Origin of the sequence: Halomonas sp. (assembly GCF_029263665.1) — a bacterium.
Lineage (GTDB): Bacteria > Pseudomonadota > Gammaproteobacteria > Pseudomonadales > Halomonadaceae > Halomonas.
On sequence record NZ_JAJUFQ010000015.1, the window covers coordinates 1 to 23,980 of the forward strand.

General features: G+C 57.5%; 23 protein-coding genes. 14 read left to right on the forward strand and 9 right to left on the reverse strand.

The window, feature by feature from the left end:
* Window positions 1-856, forward strand: an 856-nt coding sequence (locus tag Q1K07_RS14295; RefSeq protein ID WP_300312140.1) for a transketolase C-terminal domain-containing protein, incomplete at its 5' end; no start/stop codon positions are given.
* A gap of 244 nt (window positions 857-1,100) precedes the next feature.
* On the opposite strand, the gene Q1K07_RS14300 is transcribed toward Q1K07_RS14295, so the two are convergent.
* Together Q1K07_RS14300 and Q1K07_RS14305 are read right to left on the reverse strand one after the other, a co-directional pair.
* Window positions 1,101-1,625: a fimbrial protein gene (locus Q1K07_RS14300; protein ID WP_300312143.1), complete on the reverse strand. Its 525-nt coding sequence runs from the start codon at window positions 1,623-1,625 to the stop codon at window positions 1,101-1,103.
* An 813-nt stretch (window positions 1,626-2,438) separates the two neighbouring features.
* Complete coding sequence (locus Q1K07_RS14305; protein WP_300312146.1) at window positions 2,439-3,491, reverse strand: class I fructose-bisphosphate aldolase; 1,053 nt, start codon at window positions 3,489-3,491, stop codon at window positions 2,439-2,441.
* Window positions 3,492-3,800: 309 nt separating this feature from the next.
* Here Q1K07_RS14305 and Q1K07_RS14310 point away from each other — a divergent pair, with 309 nt between their 5' ends.
* The 9 genes from Q1K07_RS14310 (at window position 3,801) to Q1K07_RS14350 (ending at window position 12,890) form a co-directional block, all read left to right on the forward strand.
* Window positions 3,801-4,253: a CidA/LrgA family protein gene (locus Q1K07_RS14310; protein WP_366945080.1), complete on the forward strand. Its 453-nt coding sequence runs from the start codon at window positions 3,801-3,803 to the stop codon at window positions 4,251-4,253.
* The gene (locus tag Q1K07_RS14315) at window positions 4,250-4,957 is read left to right on the forward strand and encodes an LrgB family protein (protein ID WP_300312147.1); all 708 of its coding nucleotides are present in this window, start codon (window positions 4,250-4,252) and stop codon (window positions 4,955-4,957) included. The genes Q1K07_RS14310 and Q1K07_RS14315 overlap by 4 nt, the downstream gene beginning before the upstream one ends.
* A 147-nt stretch (window positions 4,958-5,104) precedes the next feature.
* Window positions 5,105-6,130, forward strand: coding sequence for a glyceraldehyde 3-phosphate dehydrogenase NAD-binding domain-containing protein (locus Q1K07_RS14320; protein WP_300312150.1), 1,026 nt, complete (start codon window positions 5,105-5,107; stop codon window positions 6,128-6,130).
* 42 nt (window positions 6,131-6,172) lie between these two features.
* A complete protein-coding gene (locus Q1K07_RS14325; protein WP_300312153.1) occupies window positions 6,173-7,339 on the forward strand; it encodes a phosphoglycerate kinase in 1,167 nt (388 codons plus the stop codon).
* A gap of 109 nt (window positions 7,340-7,448) precedes the next feature.
* Window positions 7,449-8,513: a class II fructose-bisphosphate aldolase gene (gene fba / locus Q1K07_RS14330; RefSeq protein WP_300312156.1), complete on the forward strand. Its 1,065-nt coding sequence runs from the start codon at window positions 7,449-7,451 to the stop codon at window positions 8,511-8,513.
* Between the two features lie 340 nt (window positions 8,514-8,853).
* Window positions 8,854-9,540: an HAD-IA family hydrolase gene (locus Q1K07_RS14335; protein ID WP_300312158.1), complete on the forward strand. Its 687-nt coding sequence runs from the start codon at window positions 8,854-8,856 to the stop codon at window positions 9,538-9,540.
* A gap of 240 nt (window positions 9,541-9,780) precedes the next feature.
* The gene (locus Q1K07_RS14340) at window positions 9,781-10,803 is read left to right on the forward strand and encodes a LacI family DNA-binding transcriptional regulator (RefSeq protein ID WP_300312160.1); all 1,023 of its coding nucleotides are present in this window, start codon (window positions 9,781-9,783) and stop codon (window positions 10,801-10,803) included.
* Between the two features lie 28 nt (window positions 10,804-10,831).
* Complete coding sequence (locus tag Q1K07_RS14345; protein WP_300312163.1) at window positions 10,832-11,806, forward strand: sugar kinase; 975 nt, start codon at window positions 10,832-10,834, stop codon at window positions 11,804-11,806.
* A 100-nt stretch (window positions 11,807-11,906) separates the two neighbouring features.
* Complete coding sequence (locus Q1K07_RS14350) at window positions 11,907-12,890, forward strand: D-glycerate dehydrogenase (protein ID WP_300312165.1); 984 nt, start codon at window positions 11,907-11,909, stop codon at window positions 12,888-12,890.
* Between the two features lie 35 nt (window positions 12,891-12,925).
* Here Q1K07_RS14350 and Q1K07_RS14355 read toward each other — a convergent pair whose 3' ends face one another.
* On the reverse strand, window positions 12,926-13,663 hold the full coding sequence (locus Q1K07_RS14355) for an NUDIX domain-containing protein (protein WP_300312168.1): 738 nt from the start codon (window positions 13,661-13,663) through the stop codon (window positions 12,926-12,928).
* A 166-nt stretch (window positions 13,664-13,829) separates the two neighbouring features.
* Here Q1K07_RS14355 and Q1K07_RS14360 point away from each other — a divergent pair, with 166 nt between their 5' ends.
* Complete coding sequence (locus Q1K07_RS14360) at window positions 13,830-14,462, forward strand: adenylyltransferase/cytidyltransferase family protein (RefSeq protein WP_300312171.1); 633 nt, start codon at window positions 13,830-13,832, stop codon at window positions 14,460-14,462.
* A gap of 121 nt (window positions 14,463-14,583) precedes the next feature.
* A complete protein-coding gene (locus Q1K07_RS14365) occupies window positions 14,584-15,963 on the forward strand; it encodes a nicotinate phosphoribosyltransferase (RefSeq protein WP_300312174.1) in 1,380 nt (459 codons plus the stop codon).
* Here the strand turns inward: Q1K07_RS14365 and Q1K07_RS14370 are convergent, their stop codons facing one another.
* On the reverse strand, window positions 15,964-16,119 hold the full coding sequence (locus Q1K07_RS14370) for a hypothetical protein (RefSeq protein ID WP_300312177.1): 156 nt from the start codon (window positions 16,117-16,119) through the stop codon (window positions 15,964-15,966).
* 32 nt (window positions 16,120-16,151) lie between these two features.
* Between Q1K07_RS14370 and Q1K07_RS14375 the strand changes: the two genes are divergently transcribed.
* Window positions 16,152-16,850 (forward strand): HAD-IA family hydrolase, encoded by a 699-nt coding sequence (locus Q1K07_RS14375; RefSeq protein ID WP_300312180.1) that lies wholly within the window; start codon window positions 16,152-16,154, stop codon window positions 16,848-16,850.
* 118 nt (window positions 16,851-16,968) lie between these two features.
* The gene (locus Q1K07_RS14380; RefSeq protein WP_300312183.1) at window positions 16,969-18,147 is read left to right on the forward strand and encodes an acetyl-CoA C-acetyltransferase; all 1,179 of its coding nucleotides are present in this window, start codon (window positions 16,969-16,971) and stop codon (window positions 18,145-18,147) included.
* An 87-nt stretch (window positions 18,148-18,234) separates the two neighbouring features.
* Here the strand turns inward: Q1K07_RS14380 and Q1K07_RS14385 are convergent, their stop codons facing one another.
* From Q1K07_RS14385 to Q1K07_RS14405, 5 genes are all read right to left on the reverse strand, one after another.
* Window positions 18,235-19,746, reverse strand: coding sequence for a sodium:solute symporter (locus Q1K07_RS14385; protein ID WP_300312186.1), 1,512 nt, complete (start codon window positions 19,744-19,746; stop codon window positions 18,235-18,237).
* Window positions 19,739-19,966 (reverse strand): hypothetical protein, encoded by a 228-nt coding sequence (locus tag Q1K07_RS14390; protein ID WP_300312189.1) that lies wholly within the window; start codon window positions 19,964-19,966, stop codon window positions 19,739-19,741. Before Q1K07_RS14390 ends, Q1K07_RS14385 begins: the two co-directional genes overlap by 8 nt.
* Window positions 19,967-20,095: 129 nt before the next feature.
* The gene (locus Q1K07_RS14395; RefSeq protein ID WP_300312191.1) at window positions 20,096-21,559 is read right to left on the reverse strand and encodes an amidase; all 1,464 of its coding nucleotides are present in this window, start codon (window positions 21,557-21,559) and stop codon (window positions 20,096-20,098) included.
* 116 nt (window positions 21,560-21,675) lie between these two features.
* Window positions 21,676-22,599, reverse strand: a complete 924-nt coding sequence (locus tag Q1K07_RS14400; RefSeq protein WP_300312194.1) for a LysR family transcriptional regulator — start codon at window positions 22,597-22,599, stop codon at window positions 21,676-21,678.
* A gap of 107 nt (window positions 22,600-22,706) precedes the next feature.
* Window positions 22,707-23,900: an MFS transporter gene (locus Q1K07_RS14405; protein ID WP_300312197.1), complete on the reverse strand. Its 1,194-nt coding sequence runs from the start codon at window positions 23,898-23,900 to the stop codon at window positions 22,707-22,709.
* Between the last annotated feature and the right edge of the window lie 80 nt (window positions 23,901-23,980).

Sequence of the window (23,980 nt, forward strand, 5' to 3'; positions counted from 1 at the left end):
CCTGACGTTCTGGAACGGCGCCAAGGCCATCACCGGCGACGATGCCAACGGCAACTACCTGCACTATGGGGTGCGCGAGTTCGGCATGGGCGCGATCATGAACGGCATCGCCCTGCATGGTGGCTTCATCCCTTATGGCGCAACCTTCCTGATCTTCATGGAATACATGCGCAATGCCGTGCGTATGGCCGCGTTGATGGGTAAGCAGGCCATCTATGTGTTCACCCATGACTCCATCGGTCTTGGCGAAGACGGCCCGACCCACCAGCCTATCGAGCAGCTGACCAGCCTACGCTCTACCCCGAACCTGCTGACCTGGCGTCCCTGTGATGCGACCGAAACTGCAGCGGCCTGGGGCGCGGCCATCAAGCGTCAGTCCGGCCCCACCGCCCTGATCCTGTCGCGCCAGAACCTGCCGCATCAGCCACGTACCAAGCAGCAGCTGGCCAACATCCAGCGCGGTGGCTATGTGCTCAAGCACGAGGCCGATACGCACCAGGGCCAGCCGGAGTTGATCCTGATCGCCACCGGCTCCGAAGTGGCGCTGGCCATGGAAGCGGCGGCCGAACTGGAAAAGCAAGGTCGTGCAGTGCGTGTGGTATCCATGCCCAGCACCTACCGCTTCAGTGGCCAGGAAGCTGAGTACCGCGACAGCGTGTTGCCTCCCAGCGTGACCAAGCGTATTGCCATCGAGGCAGGTCATGCCGACTTCTGGTACAAGTTCGTCGGTCTGGAAGGCCGTATCGTCGGCATGAGGAGCTTCGGTGAATCCGCTCCCGCGGGCGACCTGTTCAAGCACTTCGGCTTCACCGTCGAGAATGTGCTCAAGCAGGCTAACGAGTTGCTCGGCGCCTGATCTCGAATGCTGGCAAAGGCGCGGCCAATTGGCCGCGCCTTTATTGTTCCAGCGTTTGGATACCTCGCCCATATCGAGGCACGTGAAAGCTTCCTTCTAGATAGTGCCTCAAACAGAAATGATTCATTGTATTATTACATAACAGGTCTGTGCTCAGTCTGCTCACACCCCGACAACGATACTTCTCATCGCTACGCTCATACCAACAGTCGCCTGCAACGAACCCTATCGCAGCGCGTGAACATTAAGGATAATCCAAGGTGTAGACCAGTTGGGTTTCAACATTGCCCGATGTAGCCGGACCTGTTGCATAATACTGTGCGGCATAGCTCAGTATTATGCTCCCATCAATTCCAAAATTGGTAAAGGGATTATTGGTATTGTCACGCAGGTCTATCACATTGCCAGAAGATTGATCTTTCACCTGGACCAGAACATTCTCTGCAGGCCTCTCAGCATTGTTGAGCAAGTTGCCCGTCTTCATATCCACATTGGTCGGCTCGAACCATGCACGCACAGCACCCGAGGCCGGGCAACCACTCAGGCTCATGGAAAGTGGCGTGGCGCCAGCAGTATCACCGGCAGCAACCAACGAGCCACTGGAGACTCTTGGCAAGACAATGGTGGCGTTCGAGCTACCACCAATGGAAATATCACAAGCGCCGCCAACAACCCGACCGTTGATGGAAATAGCGCCATCTGTGGCCATTGCTCCGCAGGCCATCGCGAGAGCCCATGCCACCAGTATGGTTATAGAGAATTTTTTCATTTTATCCAACCTTCAAAGTATTAATACACGGCGGATACCATAAGGATGGTAATAGCAAGACCATTCTCATGATGAGATAGTTGTCATTTGTCTGAACAAAAAACCCACTGTTGTGGCAGATCCCCACAACCATACAGCACTAACTATCGCACTAACTTTATAGCTCGCCACTTAAGAAAAACCAATTAAAATCAGCACTAGATTACCAACCATATATACTAGGAACCACATAGAGCCATACTACTTCTTCATCTCGAGAGATAGCTCTCACGCAATGAAACAAATACCTCAAAAGATGTATTGACAAACGCTTTTCAAAAGAAAAATAACTTTTATTCCACTAGGAAAAAAGTCCCTCATAAGCCTTGCCAAGTAACCCTACCGCTCATTGATGAAGAAATTATTAAAACAACACTCAATCGCATAATTTTAATATAAAATTCTTGTCTTTTACCTTTATAAGGCTTTATTAACAATAACGAGCCATCAAGGCCGATACGAACCTAATTTACCGAAATCACTGTCCTAGTAAAAAGTTACGTATTTTTAATCGTGCATATCACTTAATCAACATGAATCATTTTATGAAGTACAGTTGAACCTGGCGGGTACCATGCTGAGTACAACATACTCATTGGATGGATAGCCGCCCATCCGCACCAGCAGCAGACCTTTTAGATCCTGATAAAAGCCTTCACCTGCTTCAGGATTCTCTGCAATGACGGTAAGTCTCGCCATACTTTCGGTTCTTATATGCTCCCCCAATGGTCAGACATGCGCCCGGCAGTAGCCCACACCACCGGACGCAACTCATCAAGCGATAGAAACATCCGGGGCCAGGTACACATCCTGAATGGCATTGAGCAGGGCCACGCCATCGCGCATGGGTTTCTGGAAGGCCTTGCGTCCTGAGATCAGCCCCATGCCTCCCGCACGTTTGTTGATGACTGCGGTGCGCACTGCCTGGACCAGATCGCCCTCGCCACTGGAAGCACCGCCGGAATTGATCAACCCGGCGCGGCCCATGAAGGCGTTGGCCACCTGATAACGAGCCAGGTCGATGGGATGGTCGCTGGTCAGTTCGGTATAGACCTTGTCGTGGGTATGTCCGAAACCGATCGTGCGATAGCCACCATTGGTTTCCGGTAGTTTCTGCTTGACGATATCGGCCTTCAACGTGGCTGCCAAATGCACCGCCTGACTGGTGAGGTCCGACGCCAGATGATAATCGGTGCCCTCATGCTTGAAGGCAGGGTTGCGCAGGTACGCCCACAGTACGGTCACCATGCCCAGCTCATGGGCGCGCTCGAAGGCTGCGCTGATTTCTTCGATCTGGCGCCGGCTCTCCGGTGAGCCGAAATAGATCGTCGCCCCCACTGCCACGCAGCCCATGTCGAACGCCTGGTCGACCTCGGCAAAAAGCGTCTGGTCATGCATTGCCGGATAGGTCAGTGTCTCGTTGTGATTGAGCTTGAGCATCATCGGGATACGATGGGCGTAACGCCGCGCTACCGACGAGAGCACCCCCAAAGTCGACGCCACAGCATTGCAGCCCCCCTCGATGGCCAACTCAACGATGTTGGCCGGATCAAAATACGCCGGATTAGGGGCGAATGAGGCACCGGCTGAATGCTCGATTCCCTGATCCACGGGAAGAATACTGAGATAACCCGTGCCACCCAGGCGACCATGGTTGAACAACGCCTGCATATTGCGCAGTACAGCAGGTGAACGGTCGGAGTCCATCATCACCCGATCGACGAAATCCGAACCAGGCAAGTGCAGGCTCTCCCTGGGAATGCCGCGGCACTCATGAGTCAACAGATCCTCAGCCTCGGCTCCCAGCCAACTGGCAATATCGCTCATCATCTATCTCCCTATGGCTCCGGCGAGCTCAATGGCTCGACCTGATAGTGTCTGCTCTCGGCAATGCGTCACCGATAACGGTAAACTCTGCATTCTCGATCGGCTCAAGTCCTAGCCATCACTGGTCTTGACCACTGAATGCCGAGGTTCCGAACGACGCCTCTGTCGCCCTGTGCTGTAGATACACCTTCACAGCGTAGCGGATGATGCACTACCAAGAGAGTCGCAACAGATCTGGACCTCATGACACGGTAAAACGTTCATTCAACTTGATGCTCACCACAAACCGCTGATCAACGAGGACAAGCAATGCAGTTCCTGCACGGATTCCTGTGGCTGATAGCGTTCTGGCTGATCGGCAGTCTGCTGGTACAACTCGGCCATCTACCCCTTTCCCCTGGCGTCATCGGACTGGTGCTGCTGACACTGTACTTTGTTGCCCGTGGCCGGGTGCACAGCACCATCGCCAGTGCCTCACAACCACTGATCATGATGCTCGCCATGCTGATCATGCCGGGCGTCGTGGGAGTCTTCCAAGTACTGGACCAGATCAGTGAATATTGGCTGGCCGTCTTGATGTCACTGGTCCTCGGCACCTTGTTGAGTGTTGCCAGTACCCTGTGGCTGATACGTCGCTTACTTTCACATACCACACCCCCTCATCACGAAACTCTCCTTCAAGACAACGCTCTCCTTCACGACGAAATGCCCCTTCAAGCAGACGATGCATCCAGGACAAACGGCCAGGAAGAACGCCCATGAGCCACGACTTCACCCACTGGCTGCAGCAACCATTGCTTTCCATTGCCTTGTCGATAGGTGCCTACCTGACAGGCTTGAAGATCTTCCAGCGTCTCGGTAATCCTGGCTGGTGCCCACCGGTACTGATCGGCGCCCTGCTGGTCGCACTGCTGCTATGGCTCCTGGGCATCCCTTATGCTTCTTATCAACAGGGTGCCGAGTGGCTGATGTTGTTGTTGGGTCCTGCCACCGTGGGGTTGGCTGTGCCGCTATACCAACAGATGCATCATATCCGTGCACTGTGCCTGCCCTTGTTGGTTTGCCTGCCGGTCGCCTCGGCTCTGGCCGCCTTCTATGCGATTGTCATCGCATGGGCGCTGGGTGCTCCGCCTCAACTGCTCGCCTCTCTGGCACCCAAGTCCGTTACTGCCCCCATTGCCATGGGCATCACCTCGACCCTGGGCGGGTCCATCCCGATTCTGATGGGTAGCCTGCTGATCACAGGCGTCGCTGCCACGACCTTTGTCACTCTGCTGGGCCGCTGGATGCACATCGAAGATCAGCGTCTACTGGGACTGGCCCTCGGCATCAATGGCCACGCCATCGGTACTGTCCGCGCCTTCGAGATCGGCCCGACGGCAGGTGCCTTCGCTTCACTGGGAATGACCCTAACCGGAGTATTGACGGCGCTGATGCTGCCATTGGCCTGGTACTTGGCCGCCTGATCGACCCGTGCAGATTCAACCCAGATACATTCCGCTATCCTCGGATACATTCTGCCTATCACCGGGGGCAGTATGCGGGGCGACGTCGCGGTAAACTTGAGATAGACTTTTGCGCCTGAATACCTCGACCGAGAGATCACGGAGTCCATGCCTCAACGCATCGCTATCAACGGTTACGGCCGAATCGGCCAGTGCGTCCTGCGTGCACTGATCGAGCGGGGTGATCTCGACCTTGAGGTGGTCGCGCTCAACGAGCTCTCCGGCATTGACACCATCGCCTACCTGACCCGTTACGACACGACCCACGGCCGCTTCCCTGGCCATGTCACCAATGACGCCGATCATCTGGTCATCAATGGTAAGCGCATCCGAGTCCTGTCCGAAGCCGACCCTGACCGTCTGCCCTGGAAAGAGTTAGGGGTCGACCTGGTACTGGAATGCTCCGGTAGTTTCAAGGATCGCATGACAGCAGAGCGTCACCTGGCGGCAGGTGCCAAGAGGCTGCTATTTTCCCAGCCTGCCGAGAGCGATGTGGACGCCACCATCGTCACCGGAATCAATGATGCCGACCTGCACGCCGATGCCCGCATCATTTCTGCAGCTTCATGCACCACCAACTGTCTGGTGCCGGTTCTTACCGTGCTCGACGAGGCCCTGAGCATCGAGCATGGCGTGACAACCACCATCCACTCGGCCATGAACGATCAGCCGGTGATCGATGCCTATCACCAAACCGACCTGCGTCTGACGCGCTCGGCCATGCAATCCATCGTGCCGGTGGACACTGGCCTGGCCTTGGGCATCAACCGCTTGATGCCGCACCTTGCGGAACGTTTCGAGTGTCTGCACATGCGTGTGCCGACCATCAACGTATCGGCCATGGACATGTCGATCTGCGTCAGACGCGATACCAGTGCCAAGCAAGTCAATCGCCTGCTGCACGAAGCAAGCGAGTCCCGGCTTTCCGGATTGCTCGGCTTTGCCGACGAACCCACAGCCTCGATCGACTTCAACCACGACCCACGCTCCGGTATCGTAGATGCCACTCAAACTCGGGTGGCCGGAGGTCGCCTGATCAAGCTGCTTTGCTGGTTCGATAACGAATGGGGCTTTGCCAATCGCATGCTCGACGTCGCCAGCAACATTGCCGCACTGGACACCACTACGGCCTGATGACCGGATACATCCCAAGCTTCTCAGACGAGGATCTGCTGAATGAATGTGCACAAGATGACCGACCTGAACCTTCAGGGTCAGCGAGTACTGATCCGCGAGGATCTCAATGTACCCATCAAGCACGGCCAGGTAACCAGCGATGCCCGCCTGCGCGCCAGCTTGCCAACCATCAAGGCAGCCCGTGACGCCGGTGCCAAGGTGCTGTTGATGAGCCATTTGGGTCGCCCCACTGAAGGCGAGCCTGCCGAAGAGTTCAGCCTGGCCCCTGTAGCCGACTACCTGAGCGAGCTGCTGGGCAGCCCGGTACGCTTGGTCAGCGACTATCTGGAACAGGTGCCGAGCCTGCAGGACGGCGAAGTGGTGTTGCTCGAGAATGTGCGCTTCAATGTCGGCGAAAAGAAGGACGATGAAGCGCTGGCCAAACGCTACGCCGCCTTGTGCGACATCTATGTGATGGATGCCTTTGGTACCGCTCACCGTGCCCAGGCTTCGACCCATGGTGTGGCCCGTTTTGCCCCCACGGCCTGTGCTGGCCCACTGCTCGCGGCAGAGCTGGAGGCCCTGGAAAAGGCACTGGCCAATCCTAGACGTCCGATGGCTGCCATCGTGGGTGGCTCCAAGGTGTCGACCAAGCTGGATGTACTCAATGCCTTGTCCGAGAAGTGCGACCAGTTGATCGTGGGCGGCGGCATCGCCAACACCTTCATTGCCGCAGCCGGATATAACGTCGGCAAGTCCCTCTACGAAGCCGACCTGGTGGACCAGGCCAAGGCACTGATGGCCAAGGTCGAGATTCCGCTGCCGACTGATGTCGTGGTAGCCACCGAGTTCTCTGACTCGGCTGAAGCAGTCACCAAGCCGGTCGACCAGGTGAACGACGACGAGATGATTCTCGATATCGGACCGGACACTGCCTCAAGGCTTGGCGCCATGTTGCAGGATGCCGGTACCATTCTGTGGAATGGCCCCGTGGGCGTGTTCGAAATCGATCAGTTCGGCGGAGGCACCGAGGAATTGTCACGGGCCATCGCGAAGAGCGCTGCCTTCTCCATCGCCGGTGGCGGTGACACCCTGGCAGCCATCGACAAGTACGGCATCGCAGAACAAGTGTCTTACATCTCGACTGGTGGCGGAGCTTTCCTTGAATACGTCGAAGGCAAGGAACTGCCAGCCGTGGCCGCTCTGGAAGCAGCCGCTGGAGCATAATTCAACACAATTCCGCTCCATGACGCAGGCGAACCCGCGAAGATCAAACCCAATAGCCCGGTGCACCACAGAGTGCACCCTTCCATTTCTTCAGTAAAAGGTATACCCCATGGCACTTGTCAGCATGCGCCAACTGCTGGATCACGCCGCCGAGCACGGTTACGGCGTTCCGGCCTTCAATGTCAACAATCTGGAGCAGGTCCGCGCCATCATGGAAGCGGCCGATGCCACCGACTCACCAGTGATCTTGCAGGCTTCTGCCGGCGCGCGTAAATATGCCGGTGCGCCCTTCCTGCGTCACCTGATCCTGGCGGCCACTGAAGAATTCCCGCATATCCCGGTGGTCATGCACCAGGATCATGGCACCAGCCCGGCAGTATGCCAACGTTCTATCCAACTGGGCTTTTCCTCGGTGATGATGGATGGCTCCCTTGGTGAAGACGGCAAGACCCCGACGGACTACGACTACAACGTCGATGTCACCCGTCGCACCGTTGACATGGCGCATGCCTGTGGCGTCTCCGTGGAAGGCGAACTGGGTTGCCTGGGCAGTCTCGAGACCGGCATGGCCGGCGAAGAAGATGGCATTGGCGCCGAAGGCAAGCTGGACCATGACCAGTTGCTGACTGACCCGGAAGAAGCCGCCGATTTCGTCAAGGCAACGGGCGTTGATGCCCTGGCCATCGCTATCGGCACCAGCCACGGCGCCTACAAGTTCACTCGTCCGCCGACGGGTGACACGCTCTCCATCCAGCGTATCAAGGAAATCCACGCCCGCATCCCGGACACCCACCTGGTCATGCACGGTTCTTCCAGCGTACCTCAGGAATGGCTTGCCGTGATCAATGAGTTCGGCGGTGCCATCCCCGAGACCTATGGTGTTCCAGTTGAAGAGATCGTCGAAGGTATCAAGCATGGCGTGCGCAAGGTCAATATCGACACCGATCTGCGCTTGGCCTCAACCGGTGCGGTGCGTCGTTTCCTGGCGGAAAACCCTGCCGAATTCGACCCCCGCAAGTACCTGGCACTGACCACCAAGGCCATGAAGGAAGTCTGCATGGCCCGTTACGAAGCCTTCGGTACTGCCGGCAATGCCAGCAAGATCAAGCCGATCAGCCTGGAAGCCATGTTCCAGCGCTACGCCACTGGCGAGCTGGATCCCAAGGTCCGCTAACGCGCCATGCAGGAAGCGCTGCTTCAGGCAGTGCCTCCCTGGTGACCGATATGCCTCGGCGAGTAGCCGGGGCATATCCATATGCAGCACAGGCAATATCAGGGAAGCAAAGAAAACACGAGACAGTAGGTCGATGTCATAAAACGAACATTCGAGTCGACTCCTTGCGGCGCCACTGCAGGTCCCGTCAATCATGCATCTCAGGTATGAGTGGTGTGAAATACCGACACTGCAAAAACACTGTTCAAAAATTATGGTTTTCGGCTTCGAACCCAGGCAGAATCCAAAAAAATCTGCAACACTGTTCGATAACTCCTGAATTACCTAGCGAGGTCCCACCATGTCTCGCCCTCTCTGCCTATTGTTCGACTGTGACGGCACTCTGGTCGATAGTGAACCCCTACTCGCCGCCGAAATGGCGACGAGCCTGACCGCTGCAGGTTTGCCGTTTCGCGCAGAGGACTACATGGGAGGATTTCGTGGAGCCCGTTTCCGCCATATCGTGGCAGAGCTCGAAGCCCAGTACGGCAAGGTCGATCCAGACCATCTCGAGTCTCTGGAAACCACCATGCGTGCCAACCTGAATCATCGCCTGGCGACCGATCTTGTGCCTATTGCTGGAGCCCCGGAGGCCTTGGCGGCATTATCCCGCTTTCCCATGGGCGTGGTCTCCAACGGTCCCGAGAACAAGGTACGCACATCGCTCAATACCGTGGGCCTGAGCGAGACATTCGGCAACAGCCTCTTCAGTGGCTACACGGCCAACTGCTGGAAGCCCGACCCATGCCTCTATCTGCATGCTGCCAGCATCATGGGCTTTGCTGCCGAAGACTGCATCGCTATCGACGATGCCATCGTCGGCGTCCAGGCAGCCCTGGCTGCCGGCATGACGGTGGTCCACCTCAACCGCTTCCCTGATGCCGAGGAAACTCCTGAAGGCGCTCACATGATCACCAGCATGTACCAGTTACCTACGGTGATCGGTCGCCTGCACAAGGATCGTGAACGTCGCGTCGCTCATGCCTGATGGTTCATCGGCACGACGACTCTGCATCATGTCGCGGCGTGCTGCGTTCCTCATCATTTGATTTCCGCTACATTTGACCTCCGCTACGTCAAGGCTCTCTCTACCTTTGTCTAGTGGGTGCTCTCTTGCGGCAAGCACGCTTCATCCTTATGCTGGAGCCAAATGGGAACGTTCCCATTGGACATATTCTCATCTCCGCCACTGCCATCAGCAGTGATCAGACAGTAGTGATCAGACAGCATGCCTCAGCCACCAAGACGCGCCACGATTCTCGAAGTCGCCCGTGAAGCCGGCGTTTCCAAGACCAGTGTGTCTCGTTATTACAGCGGGGAAAGAGAGCGGCTGTCGGAAACCATGCGTGAGCGCATCGTCTCAGCAGCCGTGCGCCTGGGCTACCAACCCAACCCGATGGCACGAGGCCTGAAAGGTGGGCCATCCGGGCTGGTCGGCATGCTGGTCGCAGATATCCGCAATCCGTTTTCGGTTGCCATCATGCATGGTGTTGAACAGGCCTGCCGCCGGGCTGGGCTGTCGTTGATGGTATGCAACAGCGACAACGACCTCGATCAGGAAAAAGCCCAGCTCGCCCTGCTGTCTTCCTATCGCATTGAAGGTCTGGTGGTGAATGCTGCAGGACGTCACAGCGAAGCACTACACTCCCTTGCCCAGGGCGGTACTCCACTGGTGCTGCTGGATCGTACCCTGAATGATGTCAATGCCGACCAGGTCGGTTTGGATAACGCTGCAGCAGTAGATATGGCGCTCGATCACCTGATCGAGCGAGGATACGGCCGAGTGCTGTTCATTACAGAGCCTCCGGCACTGGCCAGTTCCCGTCAGGCCAGGCTTGAACGCTTCCAGGCTCGCTGTGCAACACTGAAGTTGCCGGCCGACACTCTGATCGCCGAGGTCACAACCCCCCAGCATATCGAACAGGCACTGGATGAGTTTCAGCGCACCCGAGGCCCTCGCCCCGCCATTCTGTGTGCCAATGGCCAGATCACCCAGGCCGTTGTCCGCTGTGTGAAAGTGCTGGGTCTCGCTGTGGGGGAGATCGGCCTCCTCGGGATTGATGAACTGGACTGGTGTGACCTTACCGATCCCGGCATCACCACTCTGGCCCAGCCGACCGATGCCATCGGCAAGGCGGCCATAGACTGTCTTCGACAACGCCAGACAGGTAGCGACGCTTTGCCCAGAAGCCTACTTTTCTTGCCTCGACTCATTGCTCGGGGTTCGACCCAACCACCATTGCCTTCTTGATGTGCAGTCACTTTTTCAGGACACCATGATGACCAACTCCATTTCCCCTGAGATTCTTTCATTTGGCGAAGCCATGGCCCTGTTTGTTGCTGATGAGCCTGGCGATCTGGCCGCGGTCGAAAGCTTTTCACGCGGTATCGCCGGTGCCGACACCAATGTTGCCATCGGCCTGTCACGCCTGGGCTTTCATGTCGGCTGGTTGAGCCGAGTGGGTAATGACAGTTTCGGTCGCTATCTGCGAGCCAAGCTGGAAGCCGAAGCACTCGACTGCCACCATCTGATTATCGACCCGGACCATGCTACCGGCCTGGTCTTCAAGGAGCGCGCCCTGGATGGTGCCGACCCAAAAGTCGAGTACTTGCGCAAGAACAGTGCTGCAAGTCACTTGAGCGCTGCCGATGCTGCCAACATCGACTTCTCGGCCCTGCGCCATCTGCATGCTACAGGAATTCCCCCGGCGGTATCTGCCAGTTGCCGTGAACTGTCCTGGCACCTGCTCAAGACCGCCCGTCAACATGACGCCAGCGTATCCTTTGACCCCAACCTGCGCCCTAGCCTCTGGTCCAGCGAACAGGAAATGCGGGACACCCTCAATGCCATGGCGGCCCACGCCAACTGGGTGCTGCCGGGACTCGCCGAGGGTCGCCTGCTGACCGGCCAGCAAAGCGCCCATGACATTGCCGGCTTCTACCTGGACCAGGGAGCCGAAGCCGTGGTGATCAAGCTGGGGCCTGAAGGCAGTTATTACCGAGGCATCCTGGCGGGTCATGAAGAGGAGTTCACCGTCGCCGGAGTTCCTGTGCAGGAAGTGGTCGACACCGTCGGTGCCGGAGACGCCTTCGCCGTTGGCTTTGTCAGCGCCATACTCGACGGACTTTCTCCTCGCCAGGCCTTGCGCCGAGCCAACATCACCGGTGCCGAAGCGGTACAGGTCATCGGGGACATGGAAGGTCTCCCCGACCGCAAGCGCCTGGCAGCACTCGAAGCTGCGGTAAAGGTGTGATACAACCTCAATATAATATGTATTACATATATTATATCAGCTCTTGGTTCCCGAAGGCGCCAAGGGCCTGACCAGCCCTCCATATCATTCAGGAGTCGTCATGACCAAACGCATTCTGGTGTTTCGTGAACTCAGCGACGAACAACTGGCTTCATTACGCCAGGATTTCAGCGTGGATTATCTGCCTGATACCCAAAGTGCCGACGAGCCGGCCTTTATCGAGGCCCTGAGTCAGGCACATGGTCTGGTCGGCGCCAGTCTCGGAATCACGCCAGAATTGCTGGATCAAGCACCGAACCTGGAAGCCATCGCCAGTATTTCCGTCGGCTACGACAACTACCCGGTGGATGAATTGACCCGCCGCGGTATCCTGCTATGCAACACTCCGGATGTACTCACCGAGACAACCGCTGATACAGGGTTCCTGCTGATCATGTGCACCGCGCGCCGGGCCATGGAACTGGCCGAACTGATCAAGCAAGGCAACTGGACCAGCAATATCGGCCGCGACCTGTTCGGCACGGATGTACACGGCAAGACCTTGGGCATGATCGGCCTGGGCCGTATTGGTGCCGCCATTGCCCGCCGCGGCGCCCTGGGTTTCGGCATGAACGTCCTGTACACCAAAGCGTCTCCCAAACCTGAACTGGAAAGGGAACTGGGCGCTCGCCGACTGGAAATGAATGAGCTGCTGGCCGAGGCGGATATTGTCTGTGTCACCGTGCCATTGACAGCCGAGACCGAAAAGCTTTTCGGTGCACGCGAATTCTCTCGGATGAAGCCTGGCGCTATCTTCGTCAACATTGGTCGCGGCAAGGTGGTTGATGAAGCCGCCATGATCCAGGCACTGGAAGACGGCACACTACATGCCGCCGGTCTGGATGTGTTCGAGCGGGAGCCTCTACCAATAGACTCCCCCTTGAGTGGCATGAAAAATGTGGTGGCACTGCCACATATCGGTTCTGCCACTCACGAGACTCGCGACGCCATGGCCCAGCGTGCAGTGGACAATATCCGCCTCGCCCTCGACGGCAAGCGCCCCATCAGCCCGGTCAATGACCAGATACTGGCGGAACGGACCTGACAGCAACGACTTGGCGTGATGGCTGACACCATGTGTCATGCCGTGTCCCCGAACACTCTGGCAAAAAGGTGCTTTTCCGAGCCTCGTGCCGGAACATATAACGCAGCAGGGCGGCCTCGGCCGCCTTCTGGAGGCGCCTCCCCCGCCTCTTCAAGAATCTTGGCATTGAGAATACGGCGGCGGAACGATTTCTTTTCCAGTTGAGTATCCATCAACAGCTCGAAGGCATTCTGTAACTGGGTCAATGTGAATGGGCGCTTCAGCACATGCACAGGCAACACCGTATAGGCGGTCTTGTTCTTCAATCGGTCCCGGGCGGCTTCGATCAATGCAGCATGATCAAAGGCCATCGCCAACTCATCAATCCACTGCACAGGCCACCAACGTGCATCGGTGACACTTTCCATGAACTCCGCCGCCGGCGCCCATGGGATCAGTGCCATGTACAGCACCGTGACCGACCAGCCCCGGGGGTCACGGGCGTCATTGCCCAGGCTGCACACCTGCTCCAGGAGAGGCGCATCGACGCCGGTCTTGTCCTTCAACTTGCGCCGGGCCGTGGCGTGCAGATCCGCATCGCTACCCATATTGATGAACCCGCCGGGCAATGCCCACCGCCCCTTGCAGGGAAACTCCCCCCGCTGCACCAGAAGTACCTTCAGCTGTGCCTCATGCAAGGTAAAAATAGCCACATCGACACTGATCAAAGGGCCGCTGTAGTGGCGGCTATCATAGTGTTCGAGAAACTCAGCTTCAGACTGCCAGGAAGACATGGACAAGGGCCTTGATTAATTAGTGGCTATAGGCCAATAATAGATCGTACTCGATATCCTGGCAACCAGGTTTTGATAGCAAGAGACCTGATACTAGGGTTCTGATAGCTAGGGTTCTAATAACTAGAGCCCTGATAACTGAGCCGCTCTACAAGGAGCCTGAGTCATGTCGCGCAACTTCGACTTTGCGGTTTTCATCGGTCGCTTTCAGCCCTTTCACAACGGTCACCTGCATGGACTGTCCAACGCACTGCATCAAGCCGATCGAGTCATCCTGCTGCTCGGATCTGCCTGGCAGCCACGCAGTCTGCACAACCCCTGGACCCATCAAGAGCGGGAAAACATGGTGCGAGCCTGTCTGTCCGAGCATGACAACCAGCGATTGTCATGCCTGCCGCTGGAAGACGTGCCGGAAAGTGACGATATCTGGGTGCAGACGGTCAATGCCATCGTGGCAAACTTGAGTGCTGCCTGCTCTGCCCCCCGCATTACCCTGGTTGGGCATCACAAGGATGCCACTGGGTTCTACCTTGACCTGTTCCCGCAGTGGGCTCGCCTGAATCTGGAGAACCATCTCTCCATCAGCGCCACTCCCATTCGCATGAGTTACTTCAGTGCCTCGACACATGACGCGGCAAAGGCTGCGGTAAAGGCCCTGAACACGAAAGACATGCTGCCGGGTCCGGTAGCGGACTGGTTGCGGGATTTTGTCGATAGCCATGACTTTTCCCGCCTGCACCATGAGGCAATGATGCAAGCCATTGAGTCATCACGAACAGCAGACGTGAAAATTTTTTGATTTATTTATTGGCCCATAGCCACTATATTGAATGACAAGCGGTGGGAACCACTGCTTCAACCAGCAAGCATGAACGATGGATAGACCAATGCTCATGCTCAATGACCGGAGGAGCTCCGTCATGCGCAACCTGATCCTCAATACGGATTCCTACAAGACCTCTCATTTTCTGCAATATCCACCTGGCGCCGAATACGTCTCCAGCTACATCGAGTCCCGCGGTGGTGTCTACCCGGCAACCCTGTTCTTCGGCTTGCAGGCCTTTCTCAAGGAATACCTCAGCCGGCCTATCGATATCGTCGATATCGAAGAAGCCGAATCGGTATGCCTGGCCCATGGCGTACCCTTCAACCGCTCTGGCTGGGAATACATTCTGAGAACCCATCAGGGTTACCTGCCCATCGAGATCGAGGCCGTTCCGGAAGGCACCTTGCTGCCAACCGGCAATGTGATGGTGCAGGTCATCAACACCGATCCCCAATGTGCCTGGTTGACCAGTTATGTGGAAACCGCGCTGTTACGTGCCGTGTGGTACCCCACCACAGTGGCCACGGTGTCACGCCTGTGCCGCGACACCATTCAGCGCTACCTGCAGGAAACCGCCGACACCACCGATGGCCTGTCCTTCAAGCTGCACGACTTCGGTTCCCGCGGCGTCAGTTCCGAGGAAAGCGCCGCCTTGGGTGGCGCGGCCCACCTGGTCAATTTCATGGGTACCGATACCCTGTCCGGCATTCTCGCTGCGCGTCGCTATTACTCAGCCGACATGGCCGGCTTCTCGATTCCTGCCGCTGAACACAGCACCATCACCAGTTGGGGGCAGGAAGGCGAGACCGACGCTTACGCCAACATGCTGGACCAATTCTCCGGAGACGGTCGCATCGTTGCAGTGGTGAGCGACTCCTGGGACTTGTGGCATGCGATCGACGATATCTGGGGCGGAGAACTCAAGGCACGCGTTGAACAATCCGGCGGCACCCTGGTGGTACGCCCCGATTCGGGCGAGCCGACCGAGGTAGTGCCAGAGGCCATCGAGCGTCTGATGACGCATTTCGGTTACCGGGTCAACAGCAAGGGCTATCGCGTACTACCTGACTGCATACGCCTGATTCAGGGAGACGGTGTCGATGCCGAATCCATCGAGGCTATCCTCGCCATCATGAAGCAGCGCGAACTGAGCGCCGACAACATCGCGTTTGGCATGGGAGGCGCCCTGCTGCAGAAGCTCAATCGCGATACCCAGAAATTTGCCATGAAAGCCTCGGCTATCTGTATCAACGGCCAATGGCATGATGTCTACAAGGATCCTGTCACCGATCCGGGCAAACGCTCCAAGCGTGGACGATTGGCCCTGATCCATGATGATATCCAAGGTTATCAGACCATACGCGCTGACGAGCTCGGCACGCGCGCCAATCAGTTGATGACCGTATTCCGCAACGGCAAGATCCTGAAGGAATGGACTTTCGAGGAAGTACGCCAGCGGGCCACACAAGGTTGATCAGACAGGAGATGCCTCACATTCGCTGTCTTCCATTTCCTGCACGGAGGAAGTGAAGGTACGAGCGTCGGACAAGGGCGTCATCCAGCGAAGTTTCCGGGCCACCGCCCCAGGATACCAATCTCCGGTACACTGGGGCGGTGCTTTGTGTTGCATATGCTTTCCATCCAGCCATCATCGAGGTATCCATGCCCGAGCCCATCGCACCGCTGTGTCTGCTGTTCGATTCAGACGGCACCCTGGTTGATAGCGAGATTCTGCTGGCCGAAGTCATGGCCGAGACACTCCCACCTTTCGGCCTGCCTTTTTCAGCGACGCAGTATATGGAAGAGTTCCGAGGGATACGTTTCCTCGACATCGTGCAGACACTGGAGAAACGCTTCACCCTCCTGGATGAGACACAGCGTGAGCAGCTCGAGCAGAATATGCGGGAACGCATGGCCGAACGCATGATCGCAGAACTGAAGCCGATTGCCGGGATGCCGCAGGCACTTGATCAGTTGCGCACATTTCCCAAGGCAGTGGCATCCAATGGCCCCCTGGCCAAGATTCGCTGTGCCATGCAGGCCAGTGGCCTGGCCGAGCACTTTGGCGAACACCTTTTCAGTGCCTATGAGTTCAAGGTATGGAAGCCTGATCCAGGGCTGTACCTGGCCGCTGCCGAAGCGATGGGATACCCACCTGAACATTGTGTTGTCATCGATGATGCTGCCGTAGGTGTCCAGGCAGGGCTGGACGCAGGCATGCAGGTCGTGCACCTCAATCACTTCCCGGATACGGAAAGCACGCCACCGAGGGCGATCAGCATTACACACGCTGACCAGTTAGCTGACATTATCAATGAGATAGCGACTACCACTGTGCCCTGCCAGTTATCGCCCCAGTAATGTCATTTTCGCTGGCTATACTAAAGTCCCCTGCTAGATCAAGTTTGCGGGATTGTGGCACTGCACCATTGTCCCTATGCTGGGGGAATTGTCCGTTAACGTGTCAGGAGACTACTCCATGCAAGAAGTCGTGATCGTCGCCGCCCGCCGTACTGCTGTTGGTAGTTTTGGAGGCTCGCTTTCCGGCATTCCTGCCAGCGACCTCGGTGCAGCCGTGATCAAGGATGTGCTGGCCCAGACAGGAGTCGCTCCAGAGCAAGTCGATGAGGTCCTGCTGGGTCAGGTATTGACCGCAGGAACTGGTCAGAATCCGGCTCGCCAGGCTGCCATCAAGGCAGGACTCCCGGACAGCGTGCCTGCCATGACCATCAACAAGGTGTGCGGCTCAGGCCTCAAGGCCCTGCACCTGGGAGCTCAGGCCATCATGCTCGGTGATGCAGACGTCATCATCGCCGGTGGCCAGGAAAACATGTCGCTGTCTCCCCATGTCCTGCCCAATTCGCGTAATGGCCAGCGCATGGGTGACTGGAAAGCCATCGATTCCATGGTCCACGACGGCCTGTGGGATGCCTTCAACAATTTCCATATGGGTATCACTGCCGAAAACCTGGCAGAAAAATACGCTATCTCCCGAGAAGAAATGGATACCTTTGCAGCAGGCTCCCAGGCCAAGGCTGCGGCGGCCATCGAGGAAGGGCGCTTCAAGGGTCAGATCGTTCCGATCGAAGTCCCCCAGCGCAAAGGCGACCCACTGGTCTTCGATACCGATGAGAACCCTCGTGCCGTCAGCGTCGACAAGCTGGCTACCATGCGCCCGGCGTTCAAGAAGGATGGTACCGTCACTGCAGGTAACGCTTCTTCCCTCAATGATGGTGCTGCAGTGGTGATGCTCTGCTCCGCCGAGAAGGCCAAGCAACTTGGCCTTGAACCATTGGCCCGTATCAAGGCCTATGCCAATGCAGGTGTGGACCCGGCTATCATGGGCATCGGCCCGGCACCGGCGACCCGCCGTTGTCTGGAGAAAGCCGGCTGGAACATTGATGACCTAGACCTGATCGAAGCCAACGAAGCCTTCGCGGCCCAGGCACTGTCCGTGAACAAGGAACTGGGCTGGGATGCCGACAAGATCAACGTCAATGGGGGCGCTATCGCCATCGGTCACCCGATCGGGGCCTCCGGCTGCCGGATTCTGGTGACTCTGGTACACGAGATGATCCGCCGTGACGCGAAGAAAGGCTTGGCCACGCTGTGTATCGGTGGCGGCCAAGGTGTGGCACTGGCCATCGAACGTTCCTGATAGTCCATCATAAGAGAGCCCGCGCATCAGCGCGGGCTCTCTGTGTTTCTCCTGCGTATCCCCTTCTTAGGTCGTGATGCTCCTGCATCAAGACTCTGCTCGAACAACCACTTTTTCTGCATCAACTGTTGAGTGTTGATACCAAGGAGCGGCAATACGGAAAAAGCGCTCCACAACCTCCGCAGATGCAGGTCGGGTCAGGCGTGATACCACCAGGAACACCGGCAGGTTCACCATCAGCCCCCAGAACCCGCCATGAATCCCGAGCGGATGTGGCCAGATGGTGATCAGGAGCACCGTCACCACAAAACCACTGAGAATGCCGGCCATCACTCCCCATGCCGTGGCTCGCGGCCAGAAGAACATGCCGATGAAGGCAGGCAATACCTGGGAAGCAAATCCCAGCCCGATCAACAAGATCATGACCAGATTGCCAGGCTCGGCAATCGCCAATGGCGCGATGATCAGCGCCATCAATGGAAAAATCAGCCAACGGGCAAGGTGCCCGGCACGAGCATCGGATATCTTGAACCAGGGTTGCAGCACATCCTTGCTCCACGACAGCGCGACGGAATGAATGAAAGGCTCGGACGACGACATGGATGCTGCCAGGGTTCCAGCCCCCAGCAGCCCCACCAGAACGGCGGGAAGGTGAGCCATGGCGTACTCCAGCACCACGGTGTCGGCACGCGCCAGCCCAGGCAGTGAGTAGATGCCGATGAAGCCCACCACGATCATGGGCAGAATCACCAGATAGTAGGTAGGCAGCAAGGTCGCACTGAGACGAATGGTCCGGGCCGATGTACCGCTCATCCATTGGGTCCATACCGGCGGCATGAACGACAGCATCGAAACAATGATAGAGGTCGTCCAGAAGGCAAAGCTCATATCCCCACCACCGCCCGGCAGAACAAGGAAATCCGGATTGCGCTCGAGCACCAGGGTGAATACCGCCGAGAAGCTCCACTCCCCGGTGGCGGTATGCGCCGACCATAGGCCAATGATCCAGGCGACAACGATCATCAGTACACCCTGAAAGACATTGGTCTTGCCGATGGCACGCTGGCCACTGACATACAGGTAAATGGCGATGGCACTCAGCACCAGCAGCACACCAGCCCATACCGGAATAGCACCTCCGCTCATCACCAGCAGGATGTAGGCAGAGCCAATGGTCTGCAGCACGGCATAGGCAATCGAGCCGATGGACATCACCAGGGCGGCAAGCGCACCGAGGGCCGGACTCTGGTAGCGATCAGCGATGGCACTGGCCTGGGTGACATGACCAAAGCGTGCGCCAAAAGCCCAGACCTTGGGCCCGAAATACCATGCCACCAGTGCCAGATAGCCCAGGTAGATCACGACATAGAGCACAGGAACGCCTTTGGCAAAGGCCCAGCCTGGCGCGCCCATGAAGGTATAGGCACTGACACTGCCCGCCGCGATCAACAGGTAGAGTGTCACGGGCCCCATGCTGCGCCCGGCGACGCCCCACTCCTCCAGTGAGCTCATGCGGCGACCACCTCGGGCGACAAGCCCAATCACCATGGCGATGGCAATGTAGCCAATGGTGATCCATAACGGCATGGAACTAGTCATCTCCTCTCTCCCCGATCAACAGGTTGCCAAGCCACATCACGAGACTGCAACTGAGCAGGACAACATAGCTCCACACCAGCAGCTTCGGCATTCCAGCCACCAGCACTGCCTGATTGACCCAGCCAATCACCGGCCAGATGCCGGCCAGAATCACACTGACAAAACCCATCAGGACCAGCCAGCCTCTCCAACTGGTGGGACGAACAAAGGTTGGGCGCATGATGATATTCCTTGTCAGCCTGTCATTCTGGAATGCACTTCGGAGCATGGCCTGTTCCGTGCCACAGACGCTGCCTTGCACCTAGGCGGGCATTATCGCGTAATTATTGTTGTCACTGCATGCCTGGCCTCATGCCTGGCATGGCCAGTTTGATGGCGTACCCTGCCACTTTTCGAAGGCACTAGCCAACTGCAGAGCACGCAGGTCTTCGAACTTTGGCGTGATGATCTGCAGGCCTATCGGCATGCCTGCACGACTGAATCCAGCATTGATGGCAATCGCAGGCTGTTCACCCATGTTCCACGGCACCGTGAACACAATATGTTCGAAAGGGCGCGAGGGATCATTGGAAGGAGACGGCCATTCGGCAGGAAACTCGACATTCGGCGAGACAGGTGAGATCACCGCATCCAGTTGGTCAAACGCTGCCTCGGTGGTACGTCGCATGGCCAGGGTCTGTTCGAAACCTCGAACCACCTTGACGGGATCCAGCCCATGACCTTCGTCCGCCCAGGCGAGAATTTCCGGCAGCACCTGCTCACGCTGCTGCTCAGTAAGCGTCAGCAATTCACTCCATTGCCGCGCCCGCCAGAAATCATTCAGGCCATCGAGCATGTCACGCGACAGCACTGGCCCCACCGGCACGATATGTGCTCCAGCTTTACGGAAATGAGCGACGCTATCCTCGACACAACGCTTAATCTGCTCATCCACCGGCAGACCACAGCCAGCCTCCATCATGACCCCAATTCGCATGCCACGGACATCAATGTCCAGGGCCGACCAATCCATCTGCTGAGGGGGAAGGCGCATGGCATCACGCCGATCGGTACGCGCAATCGAGGCCATCATCAGCGCCGCATCCGCCACGGTCCGGGTCATTGGTCCAGCACAGCGGCCGACATAGTAAGGGTCGACCGGCACGCGCCCCAGGCTTGGCTTGAACCCGACCACACCGCACCAGGCCGCCGGCAGGCGGATCGATCCTCCGATGTCGGTACCCAGATGCAGGATACCGAATCCTGCTGCTGCTGCTGCTCCGGCACCAGAGCTCGATCCTCCCGGGTTGAAATCGGGGTTCCAGGGGTTTCGCGTCAGGCCATGGAAGGATGAGCGACCAGATGACAGCATGCCGTAATCGGGACAGGTGGTCTTGGCCAGCAATAGCGCGCCATCTTCATTGAGGCGCGCTGCCGCAGGGGCATCTTCATCGGCAGGAGAGTGGTCTCCGGCAAGCGTACCATGCGGCACCGGAGTGCCACGGGTGGCAATCAATTCCTTGAGCGTTACCGGAATGCCATCGAGCGGACCACAGGGTGCCTGCCTGGCCCAACGCTGTGTCGATACTTCGGCCGCAGCAAGAAAACGTTCTGGGTCGTAGTCATACAGCGCATTGATTCGCCCTTCATGACGCTCGACATGAGCAATCAGGAGATGGGCATACTCCAGTGGAGAGACTTGTCGCGAGCGATAGGCATCCAGCAACTGTGCAGCCGTCCAGCCCAAGGCTTCATGCTGCGATGCCCAGGAGTCTATCGTTTGAGAGTCTATCGCTTGATGGTCTGTGGTCTGATGATCTGTCGTTTCATGCATTGTTATTGTTCCTCCCTTGCCGTTACTGAGTCAGCATGGAAGGAAAAGCCCATCACAGCCAATGCAATAAATGGGTCATGGCGCTCACAATTTGTGTCCACCACACAGCCGGCTATCTAGTCATGTGCCAGATCAGTGACATTCCCATCCAGTTCCACCAACGCTTCCTCCAGCCGGGCCAGACAGGTACGAACAGCAAGGCTGGGGGAATGATGACGGTAGACACACAAGTCGACACGGGTCTGCTCCAGCTCCCCTGGGTGCAGTGCCACGGCGACAAGCTGGCCTGCGTCACACTCCTGCGCCACAGTAATCAAAGGCAACAACAAGACGGCCGCCCCTTGCCTGGCAAGGGCTTTCTGGGTTTCCAGTGACGAGGTCGTATAGGCAATCTGCATATTCAGCTTGCGGTCACGAGCAGCACGGTTGAGCGCTTGCCGTACACCAAAGGAATCATCCGGCACAGCCAGCGGGTAGCCTTCAATATCGGAAAGTCCCAACGCAGATGTCCAGGCCAGAGGGTGGTCTGGTGCCATGACGGCATAGTGCTCCAGTTCTGCGGTGGCCACCCTGACCACATCATCACGAGGCGGCAGGAAATAGGCCAGGCCGATATCCGCCTTCCCGGAACGCAAGGTCTCGATCACACCACCTGCGCTGGCAATGCTGACATCAAATGTCAGTTGTGGATATTCACTCTGCAAGCTGGCAAGCGCCGGGGTCAGCAACTGCGCCACCACACCCTCGGATACCTCTATAGAGACTCGTCCAGTGCAGCATCCCTGCAAGTCGGCAATGCGTGCCGCCAGCCTCTCCATATCACGCAGAGTGCGGCTCGCCTGATCGGCCAACAGCTCCCCTGCTGGCGTCAGGCGCACCCCTTCATGTGTGCGTTCAAGCAGCTCCGCGCCAAGCTGGTGCTCAAGCTGATCGATCTGACGTGAAACAGCGGTCGGTGCCACATGCAGTCTGGCAGCCGCTTGTCGCAAGGAGTGGCAACGTGCCACGGTATCGAAATACTTCAATGCCCGCCACTGCATGTGTCACCCTCCACTTTCGGTTCAGCCTCCCGCTACATATAGAAAGCACTCGCAACTGGAATACGGGCACATTCCATACATCCCTAAACAGTTTCGTACAAGAACGATCAACGCGCCCCCAGTACTGAAGGAGGAGTACGCATGACCAGCAGTGCAGCCAGTACGAACATCACACCTGACAAGCACAGCACCGTGGTCAGACCGAAGGCATCCACGACCTGCCCACCTGCCATGGCACCGATACCGATGGATAGATTGAAGACAAAGGCCATCAGGGCGGTAGCTGCTTCTGGGTTAAGCGCCGCCTTCAACACCCAGGTCTGCAAACTGACTGAGATACCACCAAAGACCAGCCCCCACATCATCAACAACACAATTCCCATGGGTGCCTGAGGCGCCAGCCAGGGAAACGCCAAAGCCACCATCGCCAGCAGGCTGGGAATCATCAACACCGTCGTGTGGGTGCGGCGTGCAGCAGCATTACCGGCGATGAAGTTTCCGACCATGCCAGCAGCGCCATACAACAACAGCAAGGCACTGACCTGCGCCAGCGGGATACCGGCGATGGTTTGCAGAATTGGGCTGATAAAGGTGTAGGCTGCAAAGTGGCCAATCACGACCAATGCAGTAACGATGGCACCAACACGCATGCCACGGCTGGCAAATTGCCCTGTCAAGCTGGCCAAGCGCACTGGTTGATAGGCTGGCAGAGAAGGAAGCAGCCACCAAAGTGCCAGTGTCACCAGGAAACTGAGTCCCCCCATGGCAGCGAAGGCCACACGCCAGTGCGTCACGTCACCCAGCCAGGTACCGGCAGGCACCCCCAATACCGTGGCCCCGGCTACACCACTGAAGATCAGCGACATGGCTCGCGGCACCTGAGCCAGAGCCACCAGCCGTGATGCCAGCCCCCCGGCAATGGCCCAGAATCCTCCGATACAGACGCCAATCAATACTCGAGTGGCAAGCAGCAGTGCAAAGCTGTCAACGATCGCCCCCAGCACGCTGGCCAACGTCATCAGCAGCATCAGCGAAGTCAACAACAGACGACGATCCATACGACCAACCGCCATAGGCAATAGTGGCGCAGCAAAGGCTGCCACCACGCCTGGAACGGTGATCATCAAACCCGCGCTTCCTTCACTCACGCCCAGAGACTCAGCAACCTGAGACAACAGGCCAATGGGCAACTGCTCGACAGTGACCAACAGAAAGATACCGATCATCACCGCCACCACTGCCAGCCAGTCGCGACGGCCAGTGTGGCTTTTGGGTGCTGCTGTAGATGTTGCTTGCGTCATGCTTCTCTCATCGTCCTCTCAGGATCGTTATCTCAGCCTCATCGCCGCAAACAGAAACGCCCCCGTGGCGTCAGCAACGG